Below are 20,299 nucleotides of genomic sequence, written 5' to 3'. Positions count from 1 at the left end.
CGGCCAGCCCCTGGAGAGCCCATGTCCGGAGAGAACACCGTCGTTCCTGAGACTCGGAAGCTGAAGCGCCCCGTGGAGGAGATTCGCGCGGAGCTGCTGGTCGACGCGGACGTGAAGGAGCAGGCGCGCCTCCTCCAGATTTCCGTCGAGGCCTATGTCGAGAAGATCCTCGACTACGCCCAGCACCCGCAGAAGCAGATGCCGCTGCAAATCACCCTCGACGGTGACCTCAAGGCCAAGGACCCCAAGGCCGCCACCGTGGCGGAGATCCAAGACCATCTGGACAAGCTCATCAGCGGCGAGGTGATCATCAGCCGCGCGCAGATGCGCGACGGCTTCAGCGCGGGACAGGGTGACGACCGCTACAAGGCCGCGCTCGCCTCGGACGCGGTCCTCAAGGGCGCCCCGGAATCCCGCGGTGGAACGCCTCCGCCCCAGGACCCCCGGAAGGGTTGATCGCCTGATTTATCGGCGGCATTTCTCCCCGGGTGCCGACAAGGTGGGATGTAAACCCACGGAATCCCGGGGACTTTGGCGGACGGTGGGATTTGTTCCAGGCCCCACGGAACTTCGGGAGCGGTGGACCGATAACTCCACTGTCAGGCTGGCTCGCGGCGGACGCGGAGCGATGCCAGACCTCGGGAGATAGCGACCATGGGGCTCTTCAAGGACGTTCTCGGCAAGGCGCTGGACATCATCAAGCCGGCCCTCACGGCCATCAACCCCGCGCTCGGTATCGCGGCGGGCTTCGTCAGCGGCCTGATGAAGGGCGAGAACCCCCTCCAGGCCGGCCTGGGCGCCGCCATGGACATGTTCCCTGGCGCGAGTGTCGCGAAGAACCTGCTGAACAACTTCCCCGGTAAGTCCCTCCTCGAGGGCATGGGCGGCAACAGCCTGGTGAGCGGTCTGCTCGACAAGGTCTCCAAGCCGAGCCAGGTCACCGACCTGCTCACCGACGTGATGAAGGCGAACACGGAGAAGGGCCTGTCGGAGCAGAGCGTGAAGAACGCGCAGGAGCTGTTCGCCAAGCGCATGGCCGAGACCGCGGTCGCCTGATTCACGCGGTCGACTTCACTTTCGCCCTCCCCCCCGGGCGCCGCACCCTGAAGCAGGGTCGGCGCCCTTCGTGTATTCAAGGGGCAACCCCTCGCATTGCCTTGGTGAGTCTCGCGGATGAGTTCCAGCTCGGATGTCGTGGTCCTGGGTGCCGGTGTGGTGGGGCTGTCGGCGGCGAGGCGGCTGGCGGCCACCGGGGCGCGCGTGACGGTGCTGGACGCAGTGGACCCCGGCGGCAGGGGTTCCCGCGCTGCCGCGGGTGTGGCGATTCCGTCCGTGCGCCTCTACGACGACCCGGCCATGCTCGCTTTCTCGCAGGCGGGAAGGGCGACGCTGGCGGACGAACTGGCCTCTCTTCCGGAGGGCCACCTGCTGCGCCGGGGCCAGGGCATCCTGCGCATCGCCGCGGATGCGAAGGGGCGTGACGCGCTCGCCGAGCGCGCGGCCCGACATCCGGACGAACTGGGCACGTGGGTGGATGCGGCCCGATTGGTGGAGCTGGAGCCCGCGCTGGAGGGAACGCCGCTGCTGGGCGCGTTCGAGTCCGCGCGGGGCCACATGGTCGACACGGACGGCTACGTCAACGCGCTGCTGGGCGCGGCGCTGCGCGCGGGTGTGCGGCTGCGGCTCGGTGAGTCCGCGCGGTCCGTGGAGGAGACCGCCGACGCCGTGGTGCTGCGGACCGACCGCGAGACGCTGCGCGCGGACCAGCTCATCGTCAGCGCGGGGCCGTGGTCATCGACCTTCCCGGGGCTGCCACCGCTGCCGCTCAAGCCGGTGCGTGGGCAGATGCTGGTGGTGCACCAGCCGGGCCTGTCCCTCTCTCGCGTCGTCTCCGGGCCCACGTACCTGGCGCCCTGGCGCGCGGGAGAAATCGTCGTCGGCGCCACGGAGGAGGACGTCGGCTTCGTGGAGAACGTGACGCCCGCGGGCCTGCTGCACCTGAGCGCCACCGTGGCGAAGCTCGCGCCGCGTCTGCGGGAGGCTCGCTTCGTGCGCGCCTGGGCGGGCTTGCGCGCGGTGACGCCGGATGGTCGCCCGTACCTGGGCCGCTACCCGGGCACTCAGCGCACCTTCGTCGCCACGGGCCTGGGAGGGCAGGGCATCCTCACCGGCGCCCACGCGGCGACCGTGCTCGTGGAGCTGGTCGCGTGGGGACGAACGGAAATCGCCGCGCCCTTCGCGCCGAGCAGGGCGTCGTCGTTGAACGCCGTCGTCGAAGAGCGTCGCTAGTACAGGCTGACCGAGTCGAAAGGCCGGTTCAGCTTCGTCCGGGGGCGGGGCAGCAGGGCTTGCACCGCCGCGGCGTCGCCTCGTCCCAGCGCGTCGACCAGGGCTTGCGTCTCCTTGGGCCACGTGGAGCTGGCGCGGGCGCAGCGCAGGGCCTCGGACCAGTCCGAGCGTCCGGCGGCCAGGGCCAGCCCCGCGAGGCTCTCCGCTGCCTTGAGCGGCTCGCCGATTTCGCGCGCGTGTTGCTCCGCGCGCGCGTACCAGTCCACCGCCGAGTCCATCTTCCCGTCGTCCAGGAACATGCGCCCCAGCTCCGAGGCGATGACCTGTCGGTGGAAGGAGTCCTTCAGGGCCTCCGCGCTGGCATACGCCTGTGTGAAGTGCTCCACCGCCTCCGCGCGTGCTCCCGAGGCGAACTCCAGCCCCGCCAGCCGGTAGCGATGGTGCTTGGAGAAGTTGACGCCCCACTTCTCGCTGATGCCCTCGAAGCGCCGCCACGTGGCGATGGCGTCGGAGAACTGCCGCGCCGACTCCTGGAGGTAGCTGGCGTTGGAGATGAGGTTGATCTTCAGATGCGTGGCGCTCGCGTCGTGCAGGTCGCCCACGCAGCGCATGGCGAGCTTCTCCTCGACCAGCGCCTTGTCGAGCTTGCGCTCCTGGAACCACGTCAGCGCGCACACGTTGCGCAGCCAGCCCTCCTGGAGCGCGCGGTCCGGCGCGGTGCTCTTCGCCAGCGCGGCCACGCCCGCTTCCACCTCGACGCGCGCATTGGGGAGCTGGCCGAAGCGCTTGGTCAACGTCAGCGCGCGGAACATGTGCAGCCGCGCCACCAGCTCCGGAGGAATGTGGCACTCCAGCCCTCGGCCGAACGCCTCCATCGCCGCGTCGTGTGCGCCGGTGAAGACATGCACCACGCCCATGCTGCGGTGGAGCAGCGCCTTCAGCTCATCCACGTCGCCCAGGCTGCTCCGGTCGATTTCGATGGCGGGGGTGGAGAACCCCGTGTCCAGCACGTCCCACGCCTGGGCCACGCGCGAGGCGAGGTGCGAGTCCGGGTCTCCGTCCAGCAGCGCCAGGCCGTGCTCCGCGGCCAGCAAGGCGCCTTCATAGTTCGTGGTGAAGAAGCACTGACGGATGGCGAGGATGGCCGCCGCCACGCGCGACTCACGCGACTCCGAGCCATCCACCACGAGCCGCAGGTAGCGGCCCTCCAGGTCCACCGCCGGCTCTTCCCGACGCGAGGACACTGGACCCGGGCCCGACGCGTGGGGGACGCGCAGCCTGTCGCTCAGCGCATCCAGGTAGGCCTGCCGCCGTGACTCGAAGACGGCGGCGCCATGGGGACGCCGCATCCTCCAGCCGGTGAACAGCAGCGTCCCGTCCAGTCCGTCCAGCCGCGCCCACTCGGCCGCGCGCATCACCGCGCGCAGGCTGACCAGGTCACACTCTCCAGCGCCGTGGAGCACCAGGGGACGGCCGCTCACGCGCAGCGTCTCGACGATGGCGCGCGCGGCGACGGTGAGAATCCAGAATGCCTGCTCGGATTCGCGGTGGAGCCGACGCTCGGAGGGAGAGAGCGCCAGGTCACCCAGGTCGGCGGCCCCCTGGATGGCGCCCGGAAACAGCCGGTTCCACTCCGAGGGATGCGCGGCGGCCACGGCGCGGACGACCTCGGGAGCGGTCTCCTCGCAGGCACGGAGGACCTTCCTCAGTCCCCCAAAGGCGGTGGGCAGCGCCACCCCCACGTCCACTTCGATGGCCCGGGAAGGCAGCGCGGAGGGAACTCCCTGCTCCACGGACACTGCGAAGGAGACACCAAGTACAGCGGGTGGGGCGCTCACTGTGGGTCCTCGAGAGGGGGTCGAGAAGGCGTGCCTGCTGATTCTTCGACAGGCCCCACTTTCACATCCTCTTAGCAGTCGAGCAATCCACGGCCGACGTGTTCACTCAGAGTGAATGTCTCGGGAAGGCAGGGCGCGTCACAGGCCTCATTCCGCGGGGGCTGGAGCGGACAGGCCCTGGGTGTGATGGAGGATGAGTCGGGGAAGCCATCCGCCGAGCTTGCGACAATGTCTCAAGGCCGACAGGTCCATTTCCTTGTACGGCACGCCCCTCGCGCCTCGGCCGAAGTAGTGGATGACCCAGGCATTCTCCAGGAGCCATGCCACCTGGTCCTCGGACAGGCGGAGCTCGCCGGTGAAGCCGCTCTCGGAGGGCCAGTTGAGTCGCCCGGTGGGCAGCGATTCGACGAGGTGGTGATGGGTGCTGATGAGGCGGTTGCACACCGTCTGGTCCGTCCAGTGGTCCCACGCCTCGTCGGGGATGGCCATCATCGCGGAGAGCCAGTGCCGGGCGAAGGCGTCTCCTGGGGGACTGGCGCAGACCCCGGCGCAGCGGCGGCGCGAGTCCCAACACTCCTCGCCAATCGTGAAGCGCTCCACGTCGGGCAGCGGGCGCAGCGTCACGGTGTCGAACGCGTCCAGGTACCAACCGCCGTTCTGATGGAGCGCGAAGGCCCGCATGCGCCGTGAGGCGACCTCCGGCCGCGTCGTGCCCAACTGGGCGCTGAGCTGCGCCAGGTCCTCGAAGCGGGCACCGGGGAGCAGGGGTTGATAGCGGCGGATGCCCTGCTCATCGCAGTAGACGAACGTCCGGGCCTGGGGATTGTGCTTCATGGCCGAGCGGATGGCCGCGACGACGGTGGGGCGGAAGGCTCCACCGTGAAAGCAGAAGTTGAGGGCGGGCGTCATGTCGGGTTCAGGCCGCGAGGAGGGCGTGGATGGCGTCGAACGCATCGCCCATCAGCGAGCGCACCGTGTCGGTGGGATGGGGGTGCCAGTAGCGATGGTGAACGCGCTTGGGGTCCACATTCGCGTCATGGATGCACGCGACGAAGAAGGACGGGTCGTCGAGCACGAGGAGCTTGCGGGACGGGTCGCTCCAGAGGAACCGCGCGTCCTCTCCGATGTTGATGTCGGGGAATGGGTTCCGACTCCAGAAGGACTTCGTGTAGCAGAGCGTGTTGCCGGAGACCCAGGGGCGCTGGCCGGCGGGATAGACGTACTGCCAGGAGCGGTCCGTCGCGGGTTGGTGGTAGTAGACGCGCGTGAGCCCGCAGACGGAGGCGCCCGCGTCGAGCAGTGACGTGGCCTGATAGCGAAGGCGTCGAGGGGCGGACCAGTCGTCGTCGTCCCAGTGGACGATGAGTTTTCCACGCGCGGACTGACAGGCGAGGTTGCGCTTGGCTCCCACGGAGTGTCGGCGCTCCAGTCGCAGGTAGCGGATGCGCGGGTCCTCGGGCAGCAAGTCCTCCACGGCCTGGGTGCCATCGTCGACGATGATGAGCTCTTTCTCCGGCCAGTCCTGCGCGAGGAACCAGCGCACCGCCAGCGGGACGAACTGGCGCCGGTTGAACGTGGGCATGATGCAGGACACCGTGGGCCGAGCTTCGTCACGCGACGGGAGGACCGTGAGCCGTGGCTCATCGGTGCCGAGAGCGGCGGCGGCACGAGCGAGGGTGAGCGTGGGCTTCGCCTCTTCTTGCGTCCGCGCTGGAGGTGGCGTCGGGCTGGGAGCCACTTCCTGACGGGTGGCCATGGCGCGCTTTTCGAGCACGACCAGGGTGCCCGCGGTGTGGAGCGCGCGGTAGCGACCCTCATGGAGCAGCTCTCGCACGAGCCGCTTCACGCCGGGGAAGTAGTCGGCGCAGTCGTGGAAGGCGACCAGTCCTCCCACGGCGAGCCAGGGCTCCAGGTGGAGGAAGTCGGCCGACACGCTGGCGTAGTCGTGGAGCCCGTCCACCAGGAGCAGGGAGATGGGCTCGTTCCACGCCACGGTGGGCGCGTGTTGGTGGTGGACCTGGATGCGCGCCGCGAGCCCGGTCCGCTGGAGGGTGTGTTCGAGCTTCGCGCGCGTGGAGCCCATGTTCTGGAGGTTGCTTCCGCGAGCGCCCACGACACCGTCACCCGGGTCGATGGCGTGGATGGGCGGCGCGACTCCGAGCGCCTGCGCCACGCGGCCGAGCACGACGGTGGCCTTGCCGCAGTAGCTCCCCACCTCCACCACGGCATGCGTCGCGGGCAAGGAGGTCAGCGCGCGAGAGGTGGCGGCGATGAGCAGGTCTGCCTCGTCGTCGGTGAGCCAGCCTTCGACTTCGCGCATCTCCGCGAGGATGGGCCGCGTGAGCAGCAGCCCGGAAGACTCCGAGCGTGCCGCGTCCATCACCGGGGCTTCGCTTGAGGCGCGCGTGTCCGGCACGGCATTCCGTTCGCCGTGGGGCTTCGCGTCAGGCATCCCCGCGAGCGCGGAGGGGCTCTCATATCGTCCGAAGTGATTGCGCACATGGGCGCGCAGCGGGTCGTCGAGCTGGCGCGGGATGGGGTGTGCCCAGAACACGTTGGGCGTGGCCATCGCGGCGTCGAGCTGGGCGGTGGAGTACCGGACGCGATAGCGGACCACCTCGTAGTCACATGGGCTGGTGAGCACGCGGTGGCCGAGCAGGGCCGTGAGCGTGGGGAACAGCACCTCTTCGGTGGCCCAGATGCGCGAGCGGCGGAGGATGTCCTGGAGCTGCGAGTCGCGCTCGAACAGCGAGACGAGGTCCTGGGCCGCGTCGGCGCTGAAGACCGTGGACGGCCAGAACGTCCAATGGACGAACTGGGATTCTCCATTGGGAAACCTGCGCAGGAAGGGACGCCACAGGTCCACTTCGCGCCGCGCATGGACCGCGGGCGCCGTGCGAGCTCCCGGGCCGTGCGGCGCCTGCACGTTGCCCAGCAGGCCCGCGCCGGGATTCGCGGAGAAGAACGCGCGCAGGTGCTCGGAGTACCCGGGCCGCAGGCCCAGTTGGTCCGAGTCGACGATGGTCATCGCGTCGAACGGATGGTGCTCCCGCGCGAAGCGGAAGCAGTCGAGCGCGAAGTCGTGCAGCCAGCCCCACTTCATCGGCCGTGGGGTGGGGTGGATGACGGCGTTGAAGTGCTCGAAGGGAAAACCCTCGAGCAGCTTCGGGTTGTGCCCGCCGTTGTAGAGCAGGATGAGCGAGCTGGGGTCCAGGTGATGCAGGTTGCGCACGAGGTCGACGACGCAGTCGGGACGCTCGTGGACAAGGCAGGCGAAGATGTTTCGCATGCGGGAAACCTCCCGGGTCCTAGTCCTGCGTTTCCATCAGGTCGCTCCAGGTGGTGACACCTCCAAGCACCTGGCAAAGTTCCTGGACCTTGATGGCAAGGGTCGCGCCGCTCTCGAAAAAGTCCGTGTCGAATCGACCCAGGGAGATGAGCAGTCGCTCGGGTTCGGTGGCCCACCGCTTCACGTCGATTCGAGCGTCGGGCCAATCCCCCAATTCTTGGGCCAGCTCCGCGATGAGCGTGGGTGGGGCCTCGGCAACCTCCCGCTGAAGCTCGGGGGGCGTCAGGGCTCCACTTCGGAGCGCCTCCAACTGCTTGAGTACGACCTCCGCCTGGGGAATGGCCGCGCCATCCAGGAAGTCCGCGACGACGAGACAGTCCATGGGTGGCTGTGAGGGCTCTCCTGTCCAACTGGAGTCACTCGCGAAGCTGCGTCTCAGTTCGAAGTCCGACCACGTGTGCTGGAGTGGCTGCGCGAGCTGAACCTCGACTTGCCAGTGGTCGTTCCAGATATCCTCCCAGTCGTCGGCGTCGAGGTCGTCCGCCAGGTAATTCGTGGCGAAATGGCTCACGCGCCAGGAGGTGAACGCGGTGTTGGGTATTCCGAGGTCGCTGAGCATCTGCTCCACCATCTCCCGACTCCCCTGGTGGAGTTGTTTGACGGCGGTGGCGAAGACCGCGAAGCCCAACGTCCGTCCGTCGTCCTGCATCGCGGCATTCCAAAGAATGAAGTTTTCCATGGGACCCTCGGCTATGTGGCGCTACGGATCCTTCGGACCACGGAACCGCTCCGTCACCTTACGATTGTAACTGCCCTGGTTCTTGCCCGCGTTACAAGAGCCGCACATGACGATGAGGTGCGAGTCGTCGTCATACCAATTGTTCCGTTCGCCCTGAAGCATGTCGTTGCCCCCGCTGGGCTTGTTCCACTGGTCCACGACCTGCTCGGTGTGCTCGACCTCGATCTCCGAGCGGAGGAGCAGGGGTTTGTGGTTGGGCCCCAACTTGCCGGTGTTCTCGCAGCGATAGAGTGGCGCTCCGCTGGGAGATTTCGTCGGGGAGAGCGCGCGGCTGAGCATGTTCGCCAGGGGCTGCTTCCGGAACTTCTTCTTGTAGAACCGGTCTCGGATGACAATTCCAGGCGTGATCTCCATCGTCGCCTTGTCGACGTATTTGGAGACTTTCTTGAGGTCGTGCTCGTCTGTCTCGTCGCCTGGATTGACCTTGCCCTTGGCTCGGTACTTCGTACCCCCCGTCTTCTTCAGTTCGAGCGTCTTCAGTTTGTACTTCGTCTTGATGCCGGGCAGCTTGCCGTTGACGGAATTGACCGAGGCCTCGGGTTGAGAGAGGAGGGCGTTCGCCTCTCGCAGTGCGGCCTGAAGGTCGCGTTGCTTCTCCGCCGGTGTCCTGTTGTCCGGAGGCTGCTCCTTGGCTCCTCCGCCCCCGAACATCCGCTTCGCCAGGGCGACCAGCTTCGCCAGGACCTTGTCGATGGCGCGGTCCACCATCCCCTGCACCTTGAGGATGGTCTCCTTGATCTTGTCGCTGATGCCGCCCAGGCCGATGAGCCGCGCCAGGAAGCTGATGACCACGGGCACCGCGCGTCCCAACGCCTGCTCAATCCAGTTGGCCGCGCCGCCAATCGCTCCCGTGGCGATGGCGTGCACCGAGCTGATGATGGCCTCGATGAGCGCCATGATTTGACTGGCGCGCTCGATGAAGAACATCACCGTGTTGTAGATGGCGAGGACGGCCTGGATGATGGCGCCCGCTGGGTTGAACATGGAGATGATTTTCGTGATGGCCTGTTTGACGACGGTCTCGATGAGCCACGACTTCAGTGCCTCGATGACCATGTCCTTCAGGTTGCCGAGGTTCTCCTTCATCTGTTCCCACATCGCCGCGGGGCCAGACGTGACGAGGGTGCGCACCAACTCGAAGACCTTCTCCAGCAGGCCCACGGTGCGCTCGCCCAGGAGCTTCACGGCCTTGGCGCGCATCCGCTCATAGGTGATGCCCAGCACCGCGAGCACCAGCTTGAGGATGCTCGGCAGCGTCAGGTCCGTGGGGATGGGGATGCCTGCCTGCGCCAGCGCTCCGAAGAGCCACTGCATGAAGCCGCGAATCAGGTGGGCCTTGATGTTGCCCAGGAACTGCTGGACGCCCAGCTTGATGGCGGAGATGAGGTTGGACAGGAACCCGATGGGGTCCGCGAGGATGAGCTTGATGGTCTCCCAGCCCTTGCGGAGCAGGGCCATCAGCTTGTCCTTGAACTCGGTGAGGATCTTGATGACCTCGCCGATGGCGTCCGCCAGCTTCTTCAGCGCGCCGGCGTTCTCCTCCTCCAACTTCTTGAGCGCCGCGTCCGCCTTGTCGAACGCGTCCTTGTATTTCTGGGCCAGCTTCTGGGCCAGGTCGTTCTTCTTCGCGTCGATGCCGCTTCTCAGCTCGTCGAAGCGCTCGCCCACCGCCTTCTGGGCCTCTTGTCCCACGCTCTGCAAGTCGCGAGGGAGGCTGTCGACATAGGCCTTGATGGCGGCCTGTCCCTTGTCCACGTCGGCCTTGGCCTGGGCCAGCCGGTTGTCCACCGCGGTGGAGATGCGCACCGCGAGCGCGTCCATCTTCGAGGCGAAGCGCACGCGGGCCTGACCGAGGATGACCTTGATGCCCTCGGGCACGGGGCGGAACAGGTCCGCCACCCAGCGCGCCTTGCCCGTCAGGCCGCTGTAGCGGTCGTCCTTGAACTTCTCGATCTCACGGTCCGCATAGGACTTCATGTCCCCCAGGGCCGCCTCGGCGCCCAGGTCGAACATGCGCATGACGTCCGCTTCGAGCGTGGACAGCCGCGAGTCCACCCGTTGCTTCGTCTGCTGATACATCCGCTCGATGTTCGCGGTGACTTCCTTGCGCCGGGCCTCGTCCTTCTGCTTCGCCAGGAGCTGGCGCGTCTTCACCTTGCTGTTGCCGGACACGCGGACGCCGGCCATCTGCGCCACGCCGGCACGGGCGTCTCCGCCTGCCTTCGCCTTGGCCTGACCCAGGGTGCCCGTCTCGCTCGCGCGATACTTGCCGGGCGCGGCCCCGGCGGTCTTCTCCACCTGGCCCTTCTCCGAAATCACCTTGGAGAAGCGCGGGTCATTCGCCTTCTTGAGCTGGTCGGGCGTCAGCTCCGCGTCCTTCATCTGCTGGTCGGCGTCCTGCTTGCCCTTCTCCAGCGCCTGCACCTGGGTGTTCGGCTTGGGTGCGGGCATGGCCTCCGCGCCGTTGACCGGGAGCGACTCGGGCGCGGGCTCGGAGGGCATCGCCGAGGACTGCCGGGCGGGCACGCTGCTGGGGTCTGGAGCCGCCGCCGTCGCGGCCTCCGTGGGGCCCGTGGCCGCCTGCTTCGATTCGCTGACGCCTCCGGCGACGCTGTCCTTCACCTGCGCCGTCTCGTTGCCCTCCATGAAGCTGTCGGCGTCATCCAGCGTCTTCGGCATCGCCTTCTCGATTTCCGCGCGCAACATCGCGAGGAAACCGTTGGGCTCTGTCTTGGGCGCTTCCGCCGCCTTCATGGCGTCGACTTGATTGCCCTTCGCCCCCGCGAGCTGCTCGGTGGGCGGGGACACGGCGGCTGCCTGCGCCTCCGCGGCCTTCTGCGACGCGGGAGGATGCTTCTTCGTCTTGTCGGAGCTCTTCTTGAGCTGCTCGATGACCTTGCGGAAGCGTGGGTCCTTCTCCGCGTCACCGCCGACCTTGATGGCCGCGCCTCCCGGTGCCGCCGCGCTCGTGGCCCCCGCGCGCGCGGGCGCCGCTCCTCGCGCGGGTGCGCGGGAGGCAGCTCGGGCGGGTGCGCGGGCGGGAGGCATGGGTGGTCTCTCTCAGCCTCGCAGGGACGGCGTGGTGGACCGACGCAGCGGGCAGACGTCTCCGGCCTTGCGGTACTCGCGAGTCACGCCCGCCTCCAGGTGCGCGGAGCCGAGCGGCGCCTGCTCCTCCAGCGCGAGCAATGAGGCGTGCAGCACCGCGTTGCGAATCTGTCCGCCGCTGAGCTGGCAGCGCGCGGCCACCTCGCGAAGCAACTGGCTGTCCACCGCGTGCGCGGGAGGAAGGTGGAGCTGCCAGAGCGTCCAGCGCTCGGAGGCGTCCGGGGAGCGGAAGTCCACCACCACGTCCATCCGCCGCTGGAACGCGGTGTCGATGGCGTCGGCTGCGTTGGTGGTGATGATGAGGATGCCTTCGTAGGACTCGATGCGCTGGAGGAGGTAGTTCGTCTCCAGGTTGGCGTAGCGGTCCGTGGAGGAGCCCACGCCCGTGCGCCGCGCGAAGAGCGCGTCGCCCTCGTCGAAGAGCAGCACCACGTCCAGCTCCTCGGCGAGCGCGAAGATGCGCGCGAGGTTCTTCTCCGTCTCGCCGATGTACTTGTTCACCACCGAGGACAGCTCCACCCGGTACACGTCCAGCCCGAGCGCCGCCGATACGAGCCGCGCGGCCAGCGTCTTGCCCGTGCCACTGGGGCCCTGGAAGAGGGCGCGCACACCCGCGGTGAGCTGTCGAGCCAGTGCGCTTCCCACCGCCGCACCCATGCGCTCGCGGTTGCGACAGCGCGTCTCCAGGAGGCGAAGCTCGCGCAACGTCTCGCTCGCGACGGAGAGCTGGCTCCAATCCCCTGGAGTCGTCACGCGCACGGCGAGGGTGTCCAGGGCCTGTCGATTGAGCGCACGCGTGGCCTCGCGCACGTCCGAGGGTTCCACATGCACTCGGTCCGCGAGTGCCGCGTGCGCCTGGGCCAGGCGGGCCGCGCGTCGGAGGTGTCCCCGGGTGAGGCGAAAGCCCGTGCTCAACGTCTCCAGGGCGGGACAGGCGCGACCGGCGAGTCCTCGCTCCCAGTGCAGCATGCGTTCGTCGGGGCCCGGCATCGCCACGTCCAGCGTGAGCGCGCGGTCGACACCGTCTCCCGTGACACCGCCCAGTCGGCCGAGCACGACGCCCAGCGGTCCGTCGAGTCCCTCCAACGAGGGAATCTCAGCGGCCTCGCCTGGAGGCGGGTCCGTCACCGCCACGGGCATCGCGTGCAGCAGCGTCGCCAGCGGGCCCACGACGCGCCAGCGCGGGTCCTCTCCTTTCTGGAGTCCTTCCACTTCGAGCACGCCGCGTCCGAGCGAGCGGGCCACGGTGCGCAGCAGCGTGCGCCGCCCATTGTGACGAGGTCCCCGCAGCACCACCGCGCGCACCTCATCGGAGCCGAGCAGCGTGGGCAGTCGTTCCAGGGCCTCGCGGAGTGACTCTGGAATGATGAGCGGCTCGTCCTGTTCCAGCCGCTCCAAGGGGTGGTGTTTCATCCACGACGTGGGCTTGTCGGGCGCCTCTCCTCGCAGCGCATCCCAGACCGCGCCAGGGACATGGAGCGCCCACTCGGAGCGAGGGGCCTCGCGGTCCGTCACCTCCACGAGCCCCAGCTCCATCAAGCGGCGCAACCGCGCGCGCGTCTCTCCCCGGTCCTCATCGCCGCGCCAGCCCGCGTTCAGCAGGCCGAGCGTGGGACGGTGGAGCGTGGGCGTGCCCTGGAGTGACGCGAACAGTGCGCCGAAGCGGGCATCTTCTTCCACCATGCCCACCGCGAGCAGGAGCGTCAGCGTGTCATGATCCAACAGCGCGGCCCGGCGCAGCGCGCGCAGGGGGAGGTGTTCGGTGACGTCCTCTTCCCATGCGGAGATCGCCTCGGCCCACGGGCCTGCTCCGGTCGACACTTCATGTGGGTCGATGCCCAGCTCGGTGAGCTCCGCCCGGTAGGCTTCCAGGAAGGGGAAACGCGCGAGGAGGGAGTCCTCGCCACCGCACAGGCTTGCACCCTGGGCCAGTACGCGTGACGCGGCGGCGAAGAAGTAGAGCTTGAAGTGCTCGTGTGCTTGGGACTCGATGGGAGGAGGCTGTGAGATGGACATGGCGCGCCTCGGGCTCACTCGAAGTGGAAGGTGAGGTGTCGCCCCTCGGAGGGCAGCCACCCGATGTCGCGGTCCAGGCCCGCGATGCGCACCGCCAGCGGGAGCTGCGACAGGAACAGCACCACGTCCACATGCCCCTCCGTCACGTGAAGTCGCGCGTCATGTGCGAGCAGTGTCGCGTCCAGGGCTGACGCATCTTCTGACGACACGCCCAGCGCGCGGCACAGTCGGGCTCGACAGAACGGCACCAGCCATCCGAGCCAGCGCTCCAGGGGCTCGGTGTCGAGCCGACCTGTCTCGTCACCTCGGGAGAGCGTGAATGCCGAGCCGACGAAGTAGGGCGAAAGCTCGCTGTTCACGAGAACGTCCGCGTCCTGTTCATCATAGGGAACGTCCAGCACGAGGAAACCCGCGGGGTGCCTCACGCGCAGCCGTCCTTCGTGACTGCTCCAGGTCCAGTGGGAGTCGCGCGCCGAGCGGAACGTGCGCAGCCAGGCGGGAGGGATTCGCCACGCATCGGGAGGCGCGAAGTCCTGGCCGGGAAGGGCTCCGGGCTTTCGGCCGGCGAGCAAGGCCAGCACCTTCCACACCGGGTCCGAGGGGCGCGGGTCCACGCACAGGCGCCGGCCCACGAGCGTGACGAAGTCCCAGAGCGATAGGGGAAGGTTCGGATGGGCCGGCATCGAGAAGTCGCCGTACAGCTCCAGGAACAGGCCCAGGTTGACCAGATAGAAGAGGCCGCCGAGTCGGGTGGAAAAGGGCAGTCCCCACGCGCGTCCGGAGGGTGGCTCGAGCTCTCGGAGTGGCGTCGGTGGTGTCGTGGTGTGCACGGGGGACCGCGAAAGGTCTTCAGTTGCGGAGGCTGGCGAGGCGTGACGAGGCAGCGTGCGCTCATCGCTCGGCGGAGACTCGATGGCCTTCGATACGCCGTGGGTGTCCGTACGCTCCAGGACCCCCTCGTCCGCCGTCGTTGCCTCGCCTCGGGATGCGGATTGCTTTGTCGTCGCGCCCTCGGAAGGAGATGTCTCCAGACCGGGCCTCTTCAGGAGGTCGTCGACAGGGGGCGCGAATTCGGTGTCGTCGGGAGCTGCTTCGGAGTGTGGCTTTGGGAGAACGCTGGCCACGACAGGTTCGGGCGGGGCCGCGTGCCGAGCCTCGTTGGGTGCGAAGGGAGAGGGGACCGCGAGCGCCTCGTGAGCATCTCGCCAGATGCCCACGGCGGGGAGGAACTCCAAACGACGTGCCTCCACGGGAACGCGACGCAGCGTGAGCGCGACTCCGAGCAGCGCACCGTGCTCGCGTGAGTCCTTCAATGTCCGCGCTTCAGGTGCCCACGACTCCCATGGGGCGTTTGTCGCGAGCACCGTTCCCTCCGATTTCATCGTGCTCGAGGGACTCGCGGGGACCGTGGGCCGCTCACCGCTCACATCTCGCGAAGGTGCGTCGAGGGCGGCGGCGGAAAGCCCGTGGACCTGGAGCACGCGAGTGAGCAGGGCCCGGGCCTCCGGCGGCGTGAACAGCGACACCACGGCACGGACCTCGCGTCGCCGGGTGAGGAACTCCAGGGCGCTCGGGACGTACTCGGGCGCGCGCAGCCATTCCGCGACGACGGTGCGGGACAGGTCCGCGTTGGAAAACAATCCCCGCCACCACCAGTGGGCGCTCGCGAGGCCCCGGCTTACATCGCTCGCCAGACACGCCAGCAGCTCGGAGGGATCCGCGAACAGCACGGCCTCCGCGCCAGGTGGAACGACGCCATGCGCGGGCCTCGCCGCACGAGCCACCTGCTCTCGCAGCACCGAGGACAGCGCCTCGTTCCACGCCGCGGGCGGGCGCAGGGCCTGCTGATTCAAGGGGAGCACCCCGGGCTTCGGGTCCATCAATCGGCGGATGCACACGGTGGCGGAGGGAGGAAGCCCCGGTGGAAGCAGGTCGGCGCCCGCCAGCACGGCCTCCAGCCGCAGCCGCGCCGAGAGCGGCTCCAGCTCCGCCCCGCGCAGCCGCAGCCGCTGGATGACCGTCCTGCCTCGTGCCGCCTGCTCATGCATCGTCGCGACGTCCTCTTGGGTTCGACACCAGCGTCCGCTTCCACTTCGTGATGTGCGTGTGCTTCCGGCCGGGCCAGGAGCCCCGTGGCCAGGGGCTCCCAGAAGCCAGACGTCAATCCCCGTCGTGGTGCTTGCGGCGGCGGCTCGCCAGGAACCCCAGGGCCACGAGCCCCAGGACACCGGTGGAACCACTCGGACGCGTGTGCTTGCACGGGCAGCCCTCCCCGGGAGGCGGCACGGGAGGTCCCGAGCCTCCATCCCCTCCACCCGTTCCGCCATCACGCCCGGTGCCGTTGTCCGGAGGCCGCGGCTCCACCGGCTCCAGCTTCGTCACCGGCCCCTTGGCCACGGGCGTCCCGTTCACCAGCACGATGATTTCAGTGCCGTCGCCAATCTCACTCAGGCGGACCTCGTAGGTGCCGTCGAGCTTGGGCGTGGTGGCCGGGGCCTGCCGGCCCTTGCCGTTGATCTGCACGACGACGCGGTCCTCGAAGCCCGGGCCCACGTAGTTCCCCAGCGCGTCACGCGGCGTCAGCACCAGCACGTAGCTGCCCGTGTCGACCTTCGTCACCTGGACGTCGGTCTTCGGGCCAAACGGCAGCACGTCCACCTGTGTCTCGAGAATCTCCGTGCGCCGCAGCGGCTCTCCGCTGGGGCCTTTCATCAAGAGCTGGAAATGGAAGCGGTACGTGCCAGGCGTCTGCGTGTCCTTGAACTCCAGCTTGTAGATGCCGGGCGCGGTCTCCTTCAGCACCAGCTCATCCTTGCCGACGGTGGTCCCCATCTTCTTCAGGAACTCGGGGTCCTTCATCAGCGTGTCCAGCTTGCCCTGGTACGGCGACACCGGGTCCGGACTCTGCTCGCCGCGTCCCTCGCCGCGCGTCTCGTGCATCAGCGTGCCCAGCGCCCCGTTCGGGGTCTCCACCAGGACGGTCAGCTCGCCGTTGTCGAGGTTCTCCAGCGGCTTGCCGTCGAACGTCACCTGCGCGACGACGTTGAGCGGCTGGCCGGCGGAGTGGCGCAGCTTGTCGAGCGAGAGCTGGAAGTCGAGGCTCTTCTCCTGCACATAGGCGGCGAGCTGGTACGGAATGGCGGGGCTCGCCGTCCCGGGGATGCGGTTCACCGTGAGCTGCCATTTGCCGACCGGACCCGCCTTGGGGAAGTCGTAGCGGTTCAGGATGTGGCTGCGGCCCGTCTTCACCGCCACGGGCTTCGGGTTGCTGCCGTCCGGCGCGGTCACCTTGAGCGTCACGGGTTGCCCGCGCGGGCTCGTGGTGAACCAGCCCAGGTTGACGTAGAGGCTCTGCACCGTGCCGTCCACGTCGACGGACCGGGTCGCGGTGTTGGTGCCCGAGGGCAGGGTGGTGGAGCTCTGGAGCAGTGTGGCGAGCGTGTTGCCCTTGAGCGCCGTCACCAGTTGCTGCGCGAAGGCCGTCGTGGTGCCGCTGCTCGTCGTCAGGTGGTTCTGCCCCGCCGTCTGCAGGGAGATGGCGTTCATCAGGTCCGCGTACGGGACGGCGCCGCTGGCCACTGCGACCGTCAAGATGGGGACGCAGTGATTGGTAAGGCGCTCCGTCGTTCCGGGGGTGACTTCCAGCACCTTGAAGCCGATGTCCGGGCCCGTGCCGTCCTTCACCATCGGATTGACGTTCTGCATGCCGTCCGTCATCACCACGAGCGTCAGGTCGTTGACCTTGTCCGCCTGCCACGCGGCGAGCGCATCCCGGATGCCGCCGCCCATCGCCGTGGTGCCCGCGGTGATGTTCGCGTTCACATGGCTGACGGCCTGTTCCCACGGGTGGCCGCCATCCATGAGCGCCGGAGCGCGCTCGACGAACAGCTTGCCGTTGAACTTGGTCGGCTCGGAGTCGCTCTCGAAGTAGACGAGCGCCAGCCGGTCCCTGCCCAGCCCCGTGCCGCCCGTCTCGCTCAGCGGATCCAACCCCTCCACCTCCCAGAAGTGGATGAACTGCTCGGCGGCGCTCTGGAGCGCGAGCCACTTCTGGATGTTCGCCGGGTCACCGGGCGTCGCGGAGATCATGCTGCCGGAGCGGTCCAGCACCAGCGCCACGTCCATGGGAATGCGGCCCCGATTCACCCCCGGAGGCGGCACCGTCCAATTCGTCAGGCCCTTCACCCGTCGCGAGGAGCAGGTGCACTGGTCCACCGATGGCGCGGCGAAGGTCGTGGTGCGATAGCCCGTGAGGTTGTTGAAGTTCGCGGCGTCCGGCGTGAAGCGAATCGTCCCGGAGCCATCCTGGGGGAGCTTGATGCCGCAGAGGTTGTCCACGGCGGCCAGGACGTCCCGGCGCTTGTAGTCGATGATGATGGCGTTGGTGCCGGCTCCGACGATGAACACGTTGTCGCCGTTGGCCAGATTGACGGGCCCGCCGCCCACCGTCACATCGGTGTTGCCCAGGGGCGTCTCGAAGTTCAGCGTCGCGCCGTTCTGAATCGGCGTGGTGGACTCGAGCATCACCTTCACGCGGGTGATGGGAATGGTCGTCGCGGGCGCGGAGATGGCGAGCTCGTGCGTCGCCGCCAGGGAGCCCGTCGCCCCCAGCAGGAAGGGAATCGCGAGCCAGGAAAGCCTCTTGGAATGTCTTGGCATGTGTGGACCTCAGGGCTTGTAGATTTCGAGTGCCTGCGTGGGAGACATGGCCGTCCCCACGCGCACCTTGATGTTGATGATCTTGCTGTCCCCGGAGAGGTTGATGCCGGTCAGGGACGTGGGGATGGTGACGACGAGCCGGCTTGGCAGCGTGGACGTGCCCAGGGGCTGAACGCCAATGGGCGTGCCCGACGTGCCATCGCGGGGCTGGTCATCGAAGAACACGCGGATGTTGGTCAGTGTGGAGCCGAAGTTCTGGCCGTTGATGATCAGCTCGCCACCCAGCGGTGCATTGGCGATGCTGAAGGGGGTGATTGCGGGCAGGGGCGTGCCCGTGGGGCCCAGGATGATGAGCTGCGCGGAGGTCGCGCCCGCGGGGTTGGTCACCACCACCGTCACCGTCTTCTGCTGGCCGGCGGCGGGCGGGTTGGCGACGGAGGGCACGACGACGAACAGCGAGTAGCGCGTGCTCGCGTTCGAGGGCGGCGCGGCCACGGTCCCGTCGAACGTCACCGTGTTGTTGGCGCGCACCGCGTCGAAGTTCTCGCCGATGATCTGCACCTCCGTGCCGATGTTCGGCGTCAGCGGAGAGAAGCCGCTGACGGTGGGCTTCGCCGGAGGCGTGGGCGTGGAGCCGGCGATGGTTGCGATGAGGAGGTGGATGCCCGTGCCGTCCGGCACCCGGGTGCCCGGCGTGGGAATCTGCCCGATGACCGGCCGCGCGTTGTTCTTCGGGTCATTGAGGTTCACCACCAGGCCCGAGGCATCCATCGACAGGGCGAGCTGGAGGTTGCCGCCGGACTGCGCCAGCAGGGCCTTCACGTCGAGCAGCGTTCGGCTGAAGAGGTTGGGCACCACGTTGGGCCCACCCGACGTGGTGGCCAGCGCGTTGAGCAGCTGGATGATTGCGTTGATGAGCTCGGCGCTGATGAGGTCGCCGGGCTTGACGAGGTTGAGTGGGTCGGCCATCGGGGTCTCCTCGCGGCCTGCGAGAGATGGAAGGTGGGAAGGTCAGCGGGGCAGCGCGTAGTTGCCGAAGTGCCAGTGCGCGGCGTCGGACCGCGCGTCACCCAGGTAGGGCAGGTAGCCACTGGCGAAGACGAGATAGGGCTGGGGCCGGGGTGTGCTCGCGTCGCTCTGCGCAAGCTGGTTCTCGTGGACCAGGTAGAGCCACAGGAAGGGCTCCTTGCGGACCAGGTCCACGGGCGGATACGCCAGCGACATCCTCAAGAGGGATTGCAGCCGCGAGCCCTCCACGTGGACCGGCGCCTCGGGGGGATACGTGAGCCCGTCGAAGAACTTCGTGTACGTGAAGCCCCGCGCGCCCGTCATGCCCTCCAGCGGCAACAGGCCCACCGCGGGCAGTGCCACGAAGTGGTCCAGCGCGCGCACCGTCTCCGGCGTCCCGGTGCGCAGCGTGTCCAGGTGCTCCTGGAACTGGAGGAAGCTCGCCTCGCCCTCCGTGGCTCGGCGGTCCTCGAGCCCCAGGCCCCAGCGCTCCGGCGTGGCCACTCGCGCGGGCCGGCGTCGCGCGGCCCAGGCATCCACCCAGCGCAGGCCCACGCCCGCCTTCCAGTGCACCACCGCCAGCGGCACGTCACACGGTGTCAGCGCCGTGGGCCGCAGTTTGTCGATGAGGCCATAGGGTGGGTTCGCGGGCCCGAAGGGATTCACCATCCACGCGCGGCTCGCCGCGTCCGACGTGCCCAGGCACAGGTGCGCCACCCGGTTGCGCAGCCGCGCTTCGTCCGAGAGCTGGGCCGCCGTCAGCTTCAAGTCCAGCAGCCGGAAGCGCACGCCCTCCACCCGCCGCTTCGCCTCGCAGCCGGAGGAGGGATTTCCGCCCAGGCCGCTGACGGGCGCGCGCCCCTCGCGGCCGGACGCGGGCGAGAGGACCAGCAGGTACACGCCCGTGCCGGACACGTAGTCGCTGCTGCCCGGCGCGCAGGTCTCGAAGCCGCCCGTGGCGGTGGCCGTCGCGCCACTGCCGCTGTTGGAGGGGCCTCGCACCAGGGACACCTCTACCGGCTGGAGCAGCTCCAGTGCGTGGCCCGCGCGGCTGAGCGCCAGGCCCGCCGTCACCGTGACGAGCGGCGAGGACACGGTGCTTCCCGGAGCGATGGACACCGCGAGCCCGTGGGCGACACCTTCGCCCATGGCTCGCACGTGTCGTCCCAGGGCCGCCTCGTGGGCGGTCTGCTCCTGACTCAGGTCCTCGGCGGACAGCAGCCGGCCGTTGAAGAAGTTCGTCGAGCGGATGCCGTCCTCGAGGAACGCGGTGTCCAGGTCGATGCGCATGGC

General features: G+C 68.5%; 13 protein-coding genes. 3 read left to right on the top strand and 10 right to left on the bottom strand.

Annotation, left to right across the window (positions count from 1 at the left end; genetic code table 11):
• Nucleotides 1-21: 21 nt before the first annotated feature.
• From HUA78_RS39295 to HUA78_RS39285, 3 genes are all read left to right on the top strand, one after another.
• On the top strand, nt 22-456 hold the full coding sequence (locus tag HUA78_RS39295; protein WP_174467190.1) for a hypothetical protein: 435 nt from the start codon (nt 22-24) through the stop codon (nt 454-456).
• A gap of 198 nt (nt 457-654) precedes the next feature.
• The gene (locus tag HUA78_RS39290; RefSeq protein WP_174478549.1) at nt 655-1,056 is read left to right on the top strand and encodes a hypothetical protein; all 402 of its coding nucleotides are present in this window, start codon (nt 655-657) and stop codon (nt 1,054-1,056) included.
• Between the two features lie 117 nt (nt 1,057-1,173).
• On the top strand, nt 1,174-2,289 hold the full coding sequence (locus HUA78_RS39285; protein WP_174463566.1) for an FAD-binding oxidoreductase: 1,116 nt from the start codon (nt 1,174-1,176) through the stop codon (nt 2,287-2,289).
• Here HUA78_RS39285 and HUA78_RS39280 read toward each other — a convergent pair.
• The 10 genes from HUA78_RS39280 to HUA78_RS39235 all read right to left on the bottom strand — a co-directional run bounded on the left by HUA78_RS39280 (nt 2,286) and on the right by HUA78_RS39235 (nt 20,296).
• Nucleotides 2,286-4,082, bottom strand: a complete 1,797-nt coding sequence (locus tag HUA78_RS39280) for a tetratricopeptide repeat protein (RefSeq protein WP_371745769.1) — start codon at nt 4,080-4,082, stop codon at nt 2,286-2,288. The genes HUA78_RS39285 and HUA78_RS39280 overlap by 4 nt on opposite strands.
• Nucleotides 4,083-4,274: 192 nt before the next feature.
• Nucleotides 4,275-5,036 (bottom strand): hypothetical protein, encoded by a 762-nt coding sequence (locus HUA78_RS39275; RefSeq protein WP_174467191.1) that lies wholly within the window; start codon nt 5,034-5,036, stop codon nt 4,275-4,277.
• 7 nt (nt 5,037-5,043) lie between these two features.
• Complete coding sequence (locus HUA78_RS39270) at nt 5,044-7,416, bottom strand: glycosyltransferase (RefSeq protein ID WP_174478548.1); 2,373 nt, start codon at nt 7,414-7,416, stop codon at nt 5,044-5,046.
• Nucleotides 7,417-7,435: 19 nt separating this feature from the next.
• On the bottom strand, nt 7,436-8,155 hold the full coding sequence (locus HUA78_RS39265) for a hypothetical protein (RefSeq protein ID WP_174478547.1): 720 nt from the start codon (nt 8,153-8,155) through the stop codon (nt 7,436-7,438).
• Between the two features lie 21 nt (nt 8,156-8,176).
• The gene (locus HUA78_RS39260; protein WP_174478546.1) at nt 8,177-11,263 is read right to left on the bottom strand and encodes a hypothetical protein; all 3,087 of its coding nucleotides are present in this window, start codon (nt 11,261-11,263) and stop codon (nt 8,177-8,179) included.
• A 12-nt stretch (nt 11,264-11,275) separates the two neighbouring features.
• Complete coding sequence (locus tag HUA78_RS39255) at nt 11,276-13,339, bottom strand: ATP-binding protein (RefSeq protein WP_174478545.1); 2,064 nt, start codon at nt 13,337-13,339, stop codon at nt 11,276-11,278.
• Between the two features lie 14 nt (nt 13,340-13,353).
• The gene (locus tag HUA78_RS39250; RefSeq protein WP_174478544.1) at nt 13,354-15,387 is read right to left on the bottom strand and encodes a hypothetical protein; all 2,034 of its coding nucleotides are present in this window, start codon (nt 15,385-15,387) and stop codon (nt 13,354-13,356) included.
• Between the two features lie 112 nt (nt 15,388-15,499).
• The gene (locus HUA78_RS39245) at nt 15,500-17,998 is read right to left on the bottom strand and encodes a hypothetical protein (protein ID WP_174478543.1); all 2,499 of its coding nucleotides are present in this window, start codon (nt 17,996-17,998) and stop codon (nt 15,500-15,502) included.
• A gap of 9 nt (nt 17,999-18,007) precedes the next feature.
• A complete protein-coding gene (locus tag HUA78_RS39240) occupies nt 18,008-18,967 on the bottom strand; it encodes an IPT/TIG domain-containing protein (RefSeq protein WP_174463574.1) in 960 nt (319 codons plus the stop codon).
• Nucleotides 18,968-19,009: 42 nt separating this feature from the next.
• Nucleotides 19,010-20,296, bottom strand: a complete 1,287-nt coding sequence (locus tag HUA78_RS39235; protein WP_174478542.1) for a hypothetical protein — start codon at nt 20,294-20,296, stop codon at nt 19,010-19,012.
• Between the last annotated feature and the right edge of the window lie 3 nt (nt 20,297-20,299).

Source organism: Myxococcus sp. CA033 (genome assembly GCF_013336625.1).
In the GTDB taxonomy this organism is placed as follows: domain Bacteria; phylum Myxococcota; class Myxococcia; order Myxococcales; family Myxococcaceae; genus Myxococcus; species Myxococcus llanfairpwllgwyngyllgogerychwyrndrobwllllantysiliogogogochensis.
Note: the sequence above shows the minus strand (reverse complement) of the source record. Positions and strands in the feature narration are given on the sequence as shown.

What these genes read in the sequence shown, in the direction of transcription:
- HUA78_RS39275 (WP_174467191.1), bottom strand. Translation starts at nt 5,036, where the DNA reads ATGACGCCCGCCCTCAACTTCTGCTTTCACGGTGGAGCCTTCCGCCCC.
- HUA78_RS39260 (WP_174478546.1), bottom strand. Translation starts at nt 11,263, where the DNA reads ATGCCTCCCGCCCGCGCACCCGCCCGAGCTGCCTCCCGCGCACCCGCG.
- HUA78_RS39235 (WP_174478542.1), bottom strand. Translation starts at nt 20,296, where the DNA reads ATGCGCATCGACCTGGACACCGCGTTCCTCGAGGACGGCATCCGCTCG.
- HUA78_RS39250 (WP_174478544.1), bottom strand. Translation starts at nt 15,387, where the DNA reads ATGCATGAGCAGGCGGCACGAGGCAGGACGGTCATCCAGCGGCTGCGG.
- HUA78_RS39245 (WP_174478543.1), bottom strand. Translation starts at nt 17,998, where the DNA reads ATGCCAAGACATTCCAAGAGGCTTTCCTGGCTCGCGATTCCCTTCCTG.
- HUA78_RS39240 (WP_174463574.1), bottom strand. Translation starts at nt 18,967, where the DNA reads ATGGCCGACCCACTCAACCTCGTCAAGCCCGGCGACCTCATCAGCGCC.
- HUA78_RS39270 (WP_174478548.1), bottom strand. Translation starts at nt 7,416, where the DNA reads ATGCGAAACATCTTCGCCTGCCTTGTCCACGAGCGTCCCGACTGCGTC.
- HUA78_RS39285 (WP_174463566.1), top strand. Translation starts at nt 1,174, where the DNA reads ATGAGTTCCAGCTCGGATGTCGTGGTCCTGGGTGCCGGTGTGGTGGGG.
- HUA78_RS39265 (WP_174478547.1), bottom strand. Translation starts at nt 8,155, where the DNA reads ATGGAAAACTTCATTCTTTGGAATGCCGCGATGCAGGACGACGGACGG.
- HUA78_RS39290 (WP_174478549.1), top strand. Translation starts at nt 655, where the DNA reads ATGGGGCTCTTCAAGGACGTTCTCGGCAAGGCGCTGGACATCATCAAG.
- HUA78_RS39255 (WP_174478545.1), bottom strand. Translation starts at nt 13,339, where the DNA reads ATGTCCATCTCACAGCCTCCTCCCATCGAGTCCCAAGCACACGAGCAC.
- HUA78_RS39295 (WP_174467190.1), top strand. Translation starts at nt 22, where the DNA reads ATGTCCGGAGAGAACACCGTCGTTCCTGAGACTCGGAAGCTGAAGCGC.